The organism is Synechococcus sp. HJ21-Hayes (assembly GCF_024345835.1).
Lineage (GTDB): Bacteria > Cyanobacteriota > Cyanobacteriia > PCC-6307 > Cyanobiaceae > Vulcanococcus.
Genome location: NZ_JAGQBW010000007.1, coordinates 47,275 through 60,607, shown reverse-complemented (window position 1 = coordinate 60,607; position 13,333 = coordinate 47,275). Strand labels below are relative to the sequence as shown.

Genomic DNA, 13,333 nt, shown 5'->3' with positions numbered 1-13,333 from the left:
TTGCGCATGTCGAAGCGTCATCCGGTTGTGGCTGTCACCGGTTCCTCCGGCGCAGGGACCAGCACCGTCAAGCGTGCCTTCGAGCAGATCTTCAAACGCGAGGGCATCACCCCCGCCGTGGTGGAGGGCGACAGCTACCACCGCTACGAGCGTGGCCCCATGAAGCAGGCCATGGCCGAGGCCCTAGCCAAGGGTGAAAACTTCTCCCACTTCGGCCCCGAGGCCAACCTGTTCGACAAGCTGGGCGAACTGTTTCGCAGCTACGGCGAGAGCGGCGGCGGCGAGAAGCGCTACTACCTGCACTCCGTGGAGGAAGCCGCTGAGCACAACGGACGCCTTGGCACCAACCTGGAACCAGGCCAGTTCACCCCCTGGGAACCCATCCCCGCCGGCACCGACCTGCTCTTCTACGAGGGCCTGCATGGCGGTGTGGAAGGAGATGGCTACAACGTGGCCTCCCTCGCCGACCTGCTGGTGGGCGTGGTGCCGATCGTGAACCTGGAGTGGATCCAGAAGATCGCCCGCGACAACCACGAGCGTGGGTATTCGGCTGAGGCCACCGTGGACACGATCCTGCGCCGCATGCCGGATTACATCAACCACATCTGCCCGCAGTTCAGCCGCACGGACATCAACTTCCAGCGGGTGCCCACCGTGGACACCTCCAACCCCTTCATGATCCGGAACATCCCCACCCCGGATGAATCGTTCGTGATCATCCACTTCCGCAAGGGTGCCCGTGAGAAGTGGGGGATCGACTTCACCTACCTGCTGGACATGATCCACGACTCCTTCATGTCCAGCCCCACCTCCATCGTGGTGAACGGCGGCAAGATGGGCTTCGCCATGGAGCTGATCCTCACCCCGATCATTCACCGGATGATCGAGGAGAAAAAGAAACTGTCCTGAGGCTTTTAGCCACTAGTGTGGGTCCGTCAGGCGGACCCGGTGAAGTCAGTACCCGTCCCCTCTACGCCCGGTGGTCCTCCGTCCTTTGTGATTGCGGGGGCCACTGGGCCTTCCGGTCAGGGCCCACGGCCGGACGTTCGCTCTGAGCTGCGCCTGCAGCCCCGCTGGGATCGCATCAACAGTTCCGATGTGATCGGCCGGGCCCGAAGGATTTATTTCACCTACATCGAGCGTTGTCCCAGCGGACTGGAGCCCCTGGGTGTTGTCTTGTCAGGCACGGGCATGGGCCAGGGCCGGGTGGTGTTCGAACTGCCGGTGCTCCTGCCCGATGAGCAGTACGTGTCGCTCGACCTTGTGCGTGGCCGCACACAGCGACTGCGGAGTACCCGAACCACCTACCGCGGCTGATGAGCTCGACTGCTGTTGCTGCTGTCCTGGCCGCTGTGCTGGGTGCCTGCTTAGGCAGCTTCCTCAACGTGGTGGCCTGGCGCCTGCCCAGGGAGGAATCGGTGGTTCACCCCCGCAGCCACTGCCCCCACTGCGGCAGCCAACTGAGCTGGTTTGAAAATGTGCCACTGCTCAGCTGGATGGTTCTGAGGGCCCGTTGCCGCCATTGCGGCAACCCCATCAGCGCGCGCTACCCCGCGGTTGAGCTACTCACCGCTGGCCTGTTCGTGGCCACGGCCCTGGGAAGCCCCTCCGCCCTGGCCGCCCCCCCCGGCTGGATGCTGCTGGTGGCGGGCTGGCTGCTGGTGGCCCTGCTCATGCCCCTCACCCTGATCGATCTGGATCACCTATGGCTACCGGAACCCCTCTGCCGCTGGGGGGTGCTGCTCGGCCTGGCGATCACGGCCATCGCCGGCTTTAGCCAGGGGGAGAGCAGTGGGCGCAGCTTGCTGCTCGAGCATCTGCTGGCGGCCTGTGGGGGACTGCTGGCCATGGAAGGGCTGAGTGGCCTGGCCCACAACGTGATGGGCAAGCCCGCCCTGGGTCTGGGCGATGCCAAGCTCACAGCCCTGCTGGGAGCTTGGCTTGGGCTCAGCGGCGTTGGCCTGGCGGTGCTCCTTGCGGTGCTAGCGGGAGCGCTGTTCGGTGCCCTCGGCCTGCTGAGCGGCCGACTCAAACGCGGTCAACCCTTCCCGTTCGGTCCGTTCCTGGCCGGTGGAGGCCTGGCCGTGTGGATCGGTGGCAACAGCTTCTGGCTGCAACAGCTAGGGCACTGGCTGGGCTGGGGAGCCCTTTAATGGTCTGAAGACCACCTAAACCCGGACGCTCCCTGCCTCCATGTCGCTGTTCGACTGGTTTGCCGATCGCCGCAAGACCGCACCGGCGGTTCGCAATCCCCAGGAGGTGAACGAGGAGGACGGGCTCTGGAGCAAATGCCCGGAATGCGGGCTGGTGGTGTATCGCAAGGATCTTGCGGCCAATGCCAGTGTTTGCAGCGGTTGTGGGCATCACCACCGCATTTTCAGCGAGGAGCGGATTCACCTGATCGCCGATGAGGGCAGCTTTGAAGCCCTCGATTCTGATCTGGCCCCCACTGATCCCCTGGCCTTCAAGGATCGCCGCAGTTACGCCGACCGGATCCGCGACACCCAGCGCTCCACCGGCCTCAAGGACGGCGTGATCACCGGCCTTTGCACCGTGGAGGGTTTGCCCTTGGCCCTGGGGGCGATGGATTTCCGCTTCATGGGCGGCTCCATGGGGTCGGTGGTGGGGGAGAAGCTCACCCGCCTGATCGAGACGGCCACGGCGCGCCGTTACCCCGTGCTGATCGTGTGTGCCTCTGGCGGAGCACGCATGCAGGAAGGGATGCTGAGCCTGATGCAGATGGCCAAGATCTCCGGAGCCCTGGAGCGCCATCGCCAGGCCGAACTGCTCTATTTACCCCTGCTCACCCACCCCACCACCGGTGGCGTGACCGCCAGTTTCGCCATGCTTGGCGACTTGATCCTGGCCGAGCCGAGGGCCCTGATCGGCTTTGCCGGCCGTCGGGTGATTGAGCAGACCCTGAGGGAGAAACTCCCCGACGACTTCCAGACCGCGGAATACCTGCAGGACCACGGCTTCGTCGACCACATCGTGCCGCGCACGAAACTGCGCAGCACCCTGGTGGGTCTGCTGAAGATGCACGGCTGTACCAAGGCCGCATCCGTATGACACCCCAGCAGTTCCGCAGCGGTGTGGGCAAGCTCCTGGCGGCGCTTCTGGCGGTTGCCGTGGTGCTGCTCAACCCCAGCGGCAGCTGGGCCGGACCGGTGGATTGGCAACCGGTGGCCAGTACTGCCGAGGGGCAGCAGTGGTGGGATGCCGGCAGCCTGCGCATCAGCAAGGCGGGCAACCTCACGGTGCTCAGCCGCTTTCAGCAGGCCATGCCACAGCCCGATCCCGGCAGCGAGCAGGGCCGCTCCCAGCGCCCCCCGGCCAGCGATCTCTACGTGATGGAGATCGATTGCGGCCAGAACCTGTTCCGCGACACCTCCATCAATGGCTTGCCGCAATGGGGAAGCCAGTGGCAGCCGGCCAGTAACGATGGACTGATCGAGGAAACCATCCAGGCGGTCTGCGCCGCAGGGGCCAACCTGCTGGCTGGATCCTGATTCCTTCACTCGCCATCACCCCGCCGCCGTGATCGACACCGCCTCTTCGTTGCAACCCCTGCGGGTGGCCGTAGCCGGCCTGGGCTTCGGCGAGAAAGTGCACCTGCCGGCCCTGCGGCACTGCCCCCTCACCGAGCCGGTGGCCCTCTGGCATCCACGCCGCGAGCGGCTCGAACAGGCCTGTGCCGCCGCCAACCTGCCCGGCACCAGCGAGCTCGAAGCCCTGCTGAGCGATCCCCAGGTGGATGCCGTGGTGATTGCTACCCCGCCGGCCCCCCGCTTTGCCCTGGCCCAGGCGGCCATTGCCGCTGGAAAGCACCTGCTACTCGAGAAGCCCGTGGCCTTGGATGCGGGTCAGATCCAGGAGCTGCAACGCCAGGCCCTGGAGGCCGGCGTGAGCGTGGCCGTGGATTTCGAATACCGCGCCGTGCCCCTGTTCATGCAGCTCAAGGTCCTGCTGGACCAGGGCGCCATTGGCACACCGTGGCTGGTGAAACTCGACTGGCTGATGGGCAGCAGGGCCGATGGAACGCGGCCGTGGAACTGGTATTCGCAACGGGCTGCCGGCGGCGGCGTGCTGGGATCCCTGGGCACCCATGCCTTCGACACCCTGCACTGGCTGGTGGGACCGGCCCGAAGCGTGGGTGCCCAACGCAGCATGGCCATTCCCCAGCGCCCCCTGGCTGATGGCAGCGGACGGCTGGCCGCCGTGGATGCCGAGGACATCGCCCTGCTGCAGCTGGAGCTGGAGGCCGCCAGCGGACGCCGCCTGGCGGCACAGGTGAGCCTGGCCTCGGTGACCCGACCGGGGCGCGGCTACTGGATCGAGATCTATGGGAGCGAGGGCACCCTGGTGCTCGGCTCCAGCAACCAGAACGACTACGTCCATGGCTTTCAGCTCTGGCAGGCCCAGGGCAGCGGAGCGTTGCAAGAGATCAGCCCGGATCCAGCCCTGGCCTTCCCCCACACCTGGCCCGATGGCCGCGTGGCCCCAGTGGCACGCCTGATTGGCTGGTGGGCGGAGGCGGCCCGCGCCAGCCGGCCGATGGTGCCAGGCCTGGCGGAGGCCGTCCACAGCCAGGCCATCAGCGATCTCGCCCTGGCTGCTGCGGATACGGGGCTACGCCAGGAATTCTGACAACAAGGCGCCGGTTAGGATCGCCCGCATTCCCCCTCGAGGTCTCCCCCATGGCGCTGGTACCGCTTCGCCTGCTGCTCGACCATGCCGCTGAAAACGGCTATGGCATCCCTGCCTTCAACGTGAACAACCTGGAGCAGGTGCAGTCGATCATGGAGGCGGCCCACGAGACCGACTCTCCGGTGATTCTCCAGGCCTCCCGCGGTGCCCGCCAGTACGCCGGCGAAAACTTCCTGCGCCACCTGATCCTGGCTGCCGTGGAAACCTATCCCGACATCCCGGTGGTGATGCACCAGGACCACGGCAACAGCCCCGCCACCTGTTTCGGTGCCGCCGCCAACGGCTTCACCTCGGTGATGATGGATGGCTCCCTGATGGCCGACGCCAAGACCCCCGCCAGCTACGAGTACAACGTGGCCGTCACCAAGGAAGTGGTGGATGTGGCCCACGCCATCGGCGTGAGCGTGGAAGGTGAACTGGGTTGCCTGGGCTCCCTGGAAACCGGCATGGGCGAGGCTGAGGACGGCCACGGTTTCGAGGGCAAGCTCGACCACAGCCAGCTGCTCACCGATCCCGCCGAGGCCGCCGACTTCGTGGCCAAAACCAAGGTGGACGCCCTGGCCATCGCCATCGGCACCAGCCACGGCGCCTACAAGTTCACCCGCAAGCCCACCGGTGAAGTGCTGGCCATCAGCCGCATCGCCGAAATCCACAAGGCCATCCCCAACACCCACCTGGTGATGCACGGCTCCTCCTCGGTGCCCCAGGAGTGGCTGGACATGATCAACAAGTACGGCGGTGCCATCCCCGAGACCTACGGCGTGCCCGTAGAGGAAATCCAGGAAGGCATCCGCAACGGCGTGCGCAAGGTGAACATCGACACCGACAACCGCCTGGCCTTCACCGCCGCTGTGCGGGAAGCTGCCGCCAAAGACCCCGCTAACTTCGATCCCCGCCACTTCAACAAGCCTGCCCGGGCCTACATGAAGCAGGTGTGCCTCGATCGTTACCAGCAGTTCTGGTGCGCCGGCAACGCCAGCAAGATCAAACAGCGCGACATCAACTTCTACGCCGGTCTGTACGCCAAGGGCGAACTCGACCCCAAGACCGCCGTGGCTGCCTGATCCAGCAGCTGGACCAGACCAACCCCTGAAGTCGAAGGCCCCCTACGGGGCCTTTTTTGTTGGCCGAGCACCTCTTGGCTGAGCACCGAGACCAAGGACCCAACCAGCTCAACCCTTGGGCGTGGTTGACACCAGGCGCTTGAGAGCATCCTTCAGATTGCGCTCCATGACAAACGTGGTGCCATCGGTTACCACAACACGCACCAGGGTAGGCAGATCGTTATTCTTACTCTGCAGATAGATCGGCTCCACATAGAGAAGGCCCTTTCCAACAGGCAGTACCAGAAGATTGCCGTGGATGAGGCGCGAGCCTACCCGATTCCAGAGGCCAAACTGATAACTGATCGCAGGATCCTGTTCAATCAGCGATGACACCTGCTGAGGCCCAAGCAACAGACGCTGCTGGGGGAAGCGCACCAGCAACTGCTCGCCGTAATGGGGAGGGTCGTTACGCACCGCCAACCAACCCACCATGTTCGGCCGTTTCAGGGGCGAGAACGGCAGCAGCAGCACAAATTCGGGCTTAGTTTCGCCCGGCAACTGCACTGTCACGTGATAGGGGCGTACCGGAGTGTTAGCAGACCCGTAGATCTCAAGGGGGATCGACCACACGTCATCACCGTTGTAGAAGGTGCGGACATCGGTGACGTGATAACGCAACAGCCGCTCGGCCTGAACCTGGAACTGGCTCTGGGGCACTTGGATATGGCCCAGAAGAACCTTCGGCATGGCGGAGAGGGGACGGAACAACTCCGGAAAGGCTCGTTTCCATGTGCGCAGGATCGGATCGCTGGGATCACTCACATAGAGCCACACCTGGCCGTTGTAGGCATCCACAACCACTTTGACCGGGTTACGGAAGTAGCGAATTCCCGATGGATTGGCATCAGAATAGGGATAGCTGCGGCTCACAGTGAAGCCGTCCAGCATCCAGTACTGGTGGTTATCAGACTCATAGCCCGGGGTGTTCGCCACCCTTGCGGTCACCAGATAGGGCTGGCTCTCAAAGCGCAGGAAAGGCGCGAGGGCCTTGAGCCGCTCATTCACCTGGCGGCGCAGCAACAGTCGCGAGGAGGGGGTTAAGGAACCCGTGAACAAGAGCCGGGGCTCCGGCAGATAGGCGGCGGCCATGAGCCGATCCAGGGGTCCATGGATCGGCACCTCGCCCTGGCCGGTGTAATGGGAATAGAGGTTGAGGTCACCCTCCGGATAGTCGAACTCCCGCACCTGGGTGGGGGCGATCACATAGGAGGATTTGGCAGATCCGAAATACAGCCGAGGCAGGCCCACCGGCAGGGCCTTGCGAACCGACTCTGTCTGGAGTCCGAGTTGAGGAATGCCCTGAACCTTGCTGCCGCGACCCAGATCCTTGACGAAATAAAGCGGCAGACCATCTGGGCCAAAGGCATTCACGGTGGAAACCGTGAAGCCATAGCCGTGGGTGAAGACCAGATGGCGGTTCAACCATGTGCGGGAGTCCTGCGGTAGAGCACCGGTATCCAGTTCTCGGGCAGCGATCAACACCTGCTGGGAGCCCTGGCGAGCCGGATCCGCGCTGAGTGGATAGCGATCCACGGCCGCTGAAGAGAACCGGTAGTAGAGCCGCAGTTGCTGCAGCTGACGGTTGGCCTCGAGCAGGGGCTTGCTATCCCAGAGACGGATATTGCTGAGGGTTCCAGGAGCAGCCGCCAGATCCTCGGAGGTGAGCTTCTGGCGCGGCTCCAGCACCAGCTGCTTGACCGTCTCGAGGCCGAAGGCCCGGCGGGTGGCATCAATGGAACGGCGGAGATAGGGCATTTCCACCACGAGCTCGCGCGGTTGCACCCAGATGCGCTGCACCAAGGGAGCCACGATCCACTCGGCAATCGGCACCGCCAGAGCCGTGAGTGCCAGGGGAAACAAGGCCCCGCGCCGGAGCCAGTTCCGGGGCAAGGGAACCAGTAACCCCACGCCCGTGAACAGCAGCAAGGCCGACAGCAGCAGCCGCAGGGGCAGCCGCACGTGCAGGTCAACAAAACCGGCACCTGCGGCCACACCACTTCCCTGCACCATCAGGTCGAAAGGGGCCAGAGCGTTGCTGAGGGCCGCCATCAGGGCCAAGACCGCCAACTGGGGCTGCAGCACCCGCTGCTGCTGGCGGCTGAGCCCCGGGAAACGCAAATCGGAGAGACTGGAGCCCTCGCTGAAGGTGAGCCAGAGGCAACCGGCCAGACCCACGATCGCCTGGGCCATCACCACACTCACGAGCAAGTGCAGCGCCGGCAGCTGCAGCACCGTGAAGCTGAGGTCAAAGCCGGTGATCGGATCCCGCTCCCCAAAGGAAACCGCCAGGAGGGCCGGCAACCAGAGGCTCCAGCCCCGGGCCAGGGCCGTGGCCGATCCCGCCAGGGCCGCCGCCAGGGTGATGCGCAAGGTGGTGAGCGGCCAGAGCAACAGGGGCAGCAGCAGGGCAGCCCCAAGACCGAGGACCAACCAGGGGGGCAGATCCGCCAGCACCGGGATTCCGGTGATCACCTGCCCACTGAAGGGGGCCGCGATCAGATCTCTCGCCTGCACCATGAGATAAGTGAGTCCCGCCGCCAGCAACACCAGCAGGCCCACCAGCACTGCGGTCAGGAGGCGAGGTCCGAGCACCACCAGCGGAGCCTCAGGCAGAAGCTTGCGCGCAGCCTCCTGGCGCAGCCGCCAACAGCGGCTCAATTGCTGCAGCTGAAGGGGAACGCCGAGGCCCATCACCACCACAAAGGCCAGCACCTGGAGCAACCAGCGGCGCATCACCACGGATTCCGCCCCGAACTGGGCAAACCACTGGCGCTCGATCCCCAACCGCGGCAGCAGCACCAGCGCCCCCACCAACAGAGCCAAAACCCCAACCGCCCGCAGCCAGCCGGGGATGGGATAGGCGGAGGAACGGGGTGCGGTACCAGTCACCCAGCGAGGCTAGGCAGGCACCCCCGGAGGTCAAGCCACGGCAGTCACAGAGGGCAAGCCCCATCAGCTCTCTGTCAATACCCGACCTCCAGCATCGGTGAATAATCGGCAGCCCCAACGGCGCTGCTAGCTTCCTCTCAACCTCCAGGGCGTGATCGTGACGGCCACTCTCTCTCGCTCCACCTTCACCGGCCTGCGCTGCAAAGAATGTGGCCATCCCTATGAAGCTGGCGCCCGTCACGTCTGTGAAGACGTCTGCTTCGGCCCCCTCGAAGTGGTGTACGACTACGAGGCCATCCGCAACCGGGTGAGCCGGGCCACGATCGAAGCCGGGCCCGCCTCGATCTGGCGCTACCGCGATTTCCTGCCCATCGAGGGCGATCCCATTGATGTGGGCACCGGGTTCACCCCCCTGCTCAAGGCCAACAACCTGGCGAAGCGCCTCGGCCTCAAAAACCTCTACATCAAGAACGACGGCGTCAACATGCCGACCCTGTCCTTCAAGGACCGGGTGGTCTCTGTAGCCCTCACCCGCGCCCGTGAGCTGGGCTTCACCACGGTGAGCTGCGCCTCCACCGGAAATCTGGCCAACTCCACCGCAGCCATCGCCGCCCATGCGGGCCTCGATTGCTGTGTGTTCATCCCCAGCGATCTGGAACTGGGCAAGGTGCTCGGCACCCTGATCTACAACCCCACTCTCATGGCGGTGAAGGGCAACTACGACCAGGTGAATCGCCTGTGCTCGGAAGTGGCCAACACCTACGGCTGGGGCTTCGTGAACATCAACCTTCGCCCCTATTACTCGGAAGGCTCCAAAACCCTGGGCTACGAGGTGATCGAGCAGCTGGGCTGGCAACTGCCTGACCACATTGTGGCGCCGCTCGCCTCCGGTTCCCTGTTCACCAAGATCCGCAAGGGTTTTGACGAGTTCATCAAGGTAGGGCTGGTGGACGAGAAGCACGTGCGCTTCAGCGGTGCCCAGGCCGAGGGCTGCTCCCCAATCGCCCAGGCCTTCGCCGAAGGCCGGGACTTCATCACGCCGGTGAAACCGAACACCATCGCCAAGTCGATCGCCATCGGCAATCCGGCCGATGGCCCCTATGCCATCGACATTGCCAACAAAACCCGGGGCAACATTGCGGCCGTGAACGACACGGAAATCATCGAGGGCATCAAGCTCCTGGCTGAAACCGAGGGCGTCTTCACCGAAACGGCCGGCGGTACCACCATTGCGGTGCTCAAGAAGCTGGTGGAACAGGGCAAGATCAACCCCGACGAGAGCACCGTGGCCTACATCACCGGCAATGGCCTCAAGACCACCGAGGCCATTGTCGATTCCATCGGCGCGCCCTACACCATCGAAGCCCAGCTGGACAGCTTCAACGCTGCCTGGCAGCAGGCCCAGGCAGCCCTCAAGGGCTGAACCGGGTCGCCAACGCCGTACGCCCGGCTTCGATCTTCTATTCGTTTCCTGCACCAGCCATGGCCGTTCAGATTCTGATTCCCACCCCTCTGCAGAAATTCACCAACGACGAAGCCAGCGTGGATCTGGAGGCCACCAGCGTGGACGCCCTAATCGATGCACTGGAAGGTCGCTACCCGGGGATCAAGGGCCGCCTCTGCGATGAAGGTGGCAAGTTGCGCCGCTTCCTCAACGTGTACGTGAACAGCGAGGACATCCGGTTTCTGGACAACCAGGCAACCGCCCTCAGCGATGGCGATGAGGTAAGCATCGTTCCCGCAGTCGCAGGCGGTTGAGCCACACCCCCGCCCTTGTAGCCATTGCCGCAGTGGCCAGATCGGGGCGACGGCTCAATAGGGTGATCTCAATCCAGGGGTGACGCGATGACTACAGCACCGGATCGTGCGGCAGCCATGGCTAACACCCCCGAAGCGTCCCCGGTCATACCTGCGGCTCCAGCGAGCAGCAAGGCCTTGCTGTTCGATTACCGCCAGGCTGCCAACCCAGTGCGGCGCGGCCTCACCGAGCCCATCCCCTATCGCCATTGGGGACCAGAGCTGCATGCCACTGGGCCCAGCGCCGTGATTCCCCTGGATCTCAGTGAAGAGCTGGGGATCAACGGCCCCGCCACCAGCCCAGCCTTGGCGGCCCATTTCCTGCGGATCGAGGCCGGTGAGGGGGTGAAGGCAGCGGCCCTAGCCACCAGCTCCCTGTTCTATGTGCTGTCGGGCCGGGGTCGCTGCGAGCGCAGCGCCGAAGTGGCCAGCCCTGCCGTGAGCCTCACCTGGCAAGCCGGTGATCTGTTCGTGTTGCCGGCAGGGGCCGCTCCACTCCTTGAAGCTAACGCCACCAGCGTGCTGTATTGGGTGAACGATGCGCCCCTGCTGCACTACCTAGGCGTGCAGCCCAGCCAGCCCCGCTTCGAAGCCACCCACTACCCAGCGGACTGGTTGCTCGCCGAACTCGAGGCCCTCGCCGCTGACCCCAGCAGCGCCAAGAGCAACCGGCTCAGCCTGCTGCTGGCCAACCGCGATCTACCGTCCACCCGCACCGTGACCCACGTGCTCTGGGCCATGCTCGGGATGGTGCCGGCCGGAGCCACCCAGGGCGCCCATCGCCATCAATCGGTAGCGCTTGATCTGATCGTGGACTGTGATCCCGGGTGTTACACCCTCGTGGGCCGCGAACTGAATCCAGACGGAACGATTCGGGATCCCGAGCGCATCGACTGGGAGTCCGGTGGTGCCTTCATCACACCACCGGGCCACTGGCATGCCCATGTCAATGAAAGCGGCCGCACGGCCCTGCTGTTGCCCATCCAGGACGCCGGCCTACACACCCAGTTGCGCAGCCTGGATATTCGATTTACCTAGGTCTGGCTGGCTGGCTGCGCCATGGCGCTCAACCACCGCCTGGAACTCCTCGCCCTCAAGGGTTTCCTTCTCGATCAGCAGGTGCACCAGCTCATCCATGAGCTTCCGGCGCGGGCGCAGCAGCGCCACCGCCTGATCCAGAGCGGCGGTGGCCAACTGCCGCACCTGCTGATCGATGCGATTGCCGGTTTCGCGGGAATAGTGGGGCTCAGAGCGCAACCAATCACGACCGAGAAACACCTCGCCGCCATCGGCCTCTAGGGCCACCGGCCCCAGGGAGGAAAAGCCGTAGCGGGTCACCATCTCGCGGGAGATACGGGACACCATCTCCAGGTCACTGGAGGCGCCCTGGGTTACCTCGCTAGGACCGAACACCACCAGCTCCGCCGCCCGACCCCCCATGGCCACCACCATGCGAGCCTGCAGGTAGGCCTTGCTGATCAGGCCCGAGTCCAACACCTCCTCATCGGGCATGGTGCGGGCAAAACCGCCGATGCCCCCGGCCCTCGGGAGTAGCGTCACCTTGTCGAGCTTGTCGGCTGCGGGCAGCAGTGTGGTGAGCAGGGCGTGACCCACCTCGTGATAGGCGATCAGGCGTTTTTTGGCGCTGTCCTGGAGGGGAGCCGCCGTGAGGCCCATGGTGATGCGCTCCAGGGCATCGCTGAGGGCCTGATCATCAATGGTCTGCCGGTCGCGCCGGGCCGTGAGGATCGCCGCCTCATTCAGCAGGTTGGAGAGGTCCGCCCCTGAAAAGCCGGGGGTGCGGCTGGCCCAATCGGCCAGGGACACCTCAGGACCGAGGGGACGGCTGCGGGCATGCACCGAAAGAATGGCTTCCCGGCCCCGGCGATCGGGCAGGTCCACGTGGATCTGACGGTCGAAACGGCCAGGACGCATCAACGCCGTATCGAGCACATCGGGGCGGTTGGTGGCCGCCAGCAGGATCACGCCGGAGTTCTCCTCAAAGCCGTCCATCTCGGTGAGCAGCTGGTTGAGGGTCTGCTCCCGCTCGTCGTTGCCACCACCGATGCCAGCGCCGCGCTGGCGGCCCACAGCATCAATTTCATCAATGAAGATGATGCAAGGAGCCTTCTCCTTGGCCTTGCGGAACAGGTCGCGCACGCGGCTGGCCCCCACGCCCACGAACAGCTCCACGAATTCCGAGGCGGCCATCGAGAAAAAGGGCACGCCAGCTTCACCGGCGATGGCCCTGGCAAGCAGCGTCTTGCCGGTGCCGGGGGGGCCCACCAGCAGCACACCCTTGGGAATCTTGGCGCCCACGGCCGTGAAGCGTTCGGGCTCCTTGAGGAAGGTCACCACCTCTTGGAGCTCCTCCTTGGCCTCATTGATGCCGGCCACATCCTCGAAGCGCACCGCCACAGTTCCCTCGGGCTGCACCTGGGCCTTGCTGCGGCCGAAGCCCATGGCCTTATTGGCCACCTGGGCCGAACGGCGGATCAGCAGACTCAGCCCACCGAACAGCAGCAGCAACAGCAACACGTTGGCCACCAGGCCAGCGGTGGCTTCGTCCTTGCGGTCATCGCGCACCGTGAGCGGCACGCGAGCCTCCTGGGCACTGCTCAACAACTGCTGGTCGTTGCTGAACACCGGGACCGTGACGCGACGGCCATCGGCATAGGTCACCGCAACTTCGCGGCGGGCCGTGGAGAGCTCCAACTCTTTGATCTTGCCGCTGCGCAGCTGTTGCAACAGCTCGCTGTAACTGGGCGGAGGCGATTTGGACAAGCCCAAATCCCGCATCAGACCAGGGGCCTTCATGGGCGGATCGCCGGCGC

The 13,333-nt window shown here is 64.8% G+C and carries 12 protein-coding genes; 10 read left to right on the top strand and 2 right to left on the bottom strand.

Annotated elements, in window-relative coordinates; all coding sequences use genetic code 11:
- Positions 1-6: 6 nt before the first annotated feature.
- The 7 genes from KBZ14_RS07140 to fba are packed head-to-tail and all read left to right on the top strand — an operon-like array spanning position 7 to position 5,771.
- Entirely contained in the window at positions 7-909 is a 903-nt protein-coding gene (locus KBZ14_RS07140; protein ID WP_255117629.1) for a phosphoribulokinase, read from the top strand.
- Positions 910-948: 39 nt separating this feature from the next.
- Entirely contained in the window at positions 949-1,317 is a 369-nt protein-coding gene (locus tag KBZ14_RS07135) for a hypothetical protein (protein ID WP_255117628.1), read from the top strand.
- On the top strand, positions 1,317-2,153 hold the full coding sequence (locus KBZ14_RS07130; protein WP_255117627.1) for a prepilin peptidase: 837 nt from the start codon (positions 1,317-1,319) through the stop codon (positions 2,151-2,153). The genes KBZ14_RS07135 and KBZ14_RS07130 overlap by 1 nt, the downstream gene beginning before the upstream one ends.
- Before the next feature lie 40 nt (positions 2,154-2,193).
- A complete protein-coding gene (accD, locus tag KBZ14_RS07125; RefSeq protein ID WP_255117626.1) occupies positions 2,194-3,069 on the top strand; it encodes an acetyl-CoA carboxylase, carboxyltransferase subunit beta in 876 nt (291 codons plus the stop codon).
- On the top strand, positions 3,066-3,509 hold the full coding sequence (locus KBZ14_RS07120) for a hypothetical protein (RefSeq protein WP_255117625.1): 444 nt from the start codon (positions 3,066-3,068) through the stop codon (positions 3,507-3,509). The genes accD and KBZ14_RS07120 overlap by 4 nt, the downstream gene beginning before the upstream one ends.
- Positions 3,510-3,540: 31 nt before the next feature.
- The gene (locus KBZ14_RS07115; protein ID WP_399210966.1) at positions 3,541-4,647 is read left to right on the top strand and encodes a Gfo/Idh/MocA family protein; all 1,107 of its coding nucleotides are present in this window, start codon (positions 3,541-3,543) and stop codon (positions 4,645-4,647) included.
- Positions 4,648-4,697: 50 nt separating this feature from the next.
- Positions 4,698-5,771, top strand: a complete 1,074-nt coding sequence (gene fba, locus KBZ14_RS07110; protein WP_255117623.1) for a class II fructose-bisphosphate aldolase — start codon at positions 4,698-4,700, stop codon at positions 5,769-5,771.
- Positions 5,772-5,879: 108 nt separating this feature from the next.
- On the opposite strand, the gene KBZ14_RS07105 is transcribed toward fba, so the two are convergent.
- Positions 5,880-8,702, bottom strand: a complete 2,823-nt coding sequence (locus KBZ14_RS07105) for a UPF0182 family protein (RefSeq protein WP_255117622.1) — start codon at positions 8,700-8,702, stop codon at positions 5,880-5,882.
- A gap of 154 nt (positions 8,703-8,856) precedes the next feature.
- On the opposite strand from KBZ14_RS07105, the gene thrC reads away from it, so the two are divergent.
- The 3 genes from thrC to KBZ14_RS07090 all read left to right on the top strand — a co-directional run bounded on the left by thrC (position 8,857) and on the right by KBZ14_RS07090 (position 11,537).
- Positions 8,857-10,125 (top strand): threonine synthase, encoded by a 1,269-nt coding sequence (gene thrC / locus KBZ14_RS07100; protein ID WP_488657337.1) that lies wholly within the window; start codon positions 8,857-8,859, stop codon positions 10,123-10,125.
- 59 nt (positions 10,126-10,184) lie between these two features.
- Complete coding sequence (locus tag KBZ14_RS07095) at positions 10,185-10,460, top strand: MoaD/ThiS family protein (protein WP_255117620.1); 276 nt, start codon at positions 10,185-10,187, stop codon at positions 10,458-10,460.
- Between the two features lie 117 nt (positions 10,461-10,577).
- On the top strand, positions 10,578-11,537 hold the full coding sequence (locus KBZ14_RS07090) for a cupin domain-containing protein (RefSeq protein WP_255117619.1): 960 nt from the start codon (positions 10,578-10,580) through the stop codon (positions 11,535-11,537).
- Here the strand turns inward: KBZ14_RS07090 and ftsH are convergent.
- The gene (ftsH, locus tag KBZ14_RS07085; protein ID WP_255117717.1) at positions 11,496-13,316 is read right to left on the bottom strand and encodes an ATP-dependent zinc metalloprotease FtsH; all 1,821 of its coding nucleotides are present in this window, start codon (positions 13,314-13,316) and stop codon (positions 11,496-11,498) included. The genes KBZ14_RS07090 and ftsH overlap by 42 nt on opposite strands.
- Positions 13,317-13,333 lie beyond the last annotated feature (17 nt).

Coding starts and splice junctions, on each gene's coding strand:
- fba (WP_255117623.1), top strand. CDS start 4,698: ATGGCGCTGGTACCGCTTCGCCTGCTGCTCGACCATGCCGCTGAAAAC.
- KBZ14_RS07140 (WP_255117629.1), top strand. CDS start 7: ATGTCGAAGCGTCATCCGGTTGTGGCTGTCACCGGTTCCTCCGGCGCA.
- accD (WP_255117626.1), top strand. CDS start 2,194: ATGTCGCTGTTCGACTGGTTTGCCGATCGCCGCAAGACCGCACCGGCG.
- ftsH (WP_255117717.1), bottom strand. CDS start 13,316: ATGAAGGCCCCTGGTCTGATGCGGGATTTGGGCTTGTCCAAATCGCCT.
- KBZ14_RS07130 (WP_255117627.1), top strand. CDS start 1,317: ATGAGCTCGACTGCTGTTGCTGCTGTCCTGGCCGCTGTGCTGGGTGCC.
- KBZ14_RS07120 (WP_255117625.1), top strand. CDS start 3,066: ATGACACCCCAGCAGTTCCGCAGCGGTGTGGGCAAGCTCCTGGCGGCG.
- KBZ14_RS07090 (WP_255117619.1), top strand. CDS start 10,578: ATGGCTAACACCCCCGAAGCGTCCCCGGTCATACCTGCGGCTCCAGCG.
- KBZ14_RS07095 (WP_255117620.1), top strand. CDS start 10,185: ATGGCCGTTCAGATTCTGATTCCCACCCCTCTGCAGAAATTCACCAAC.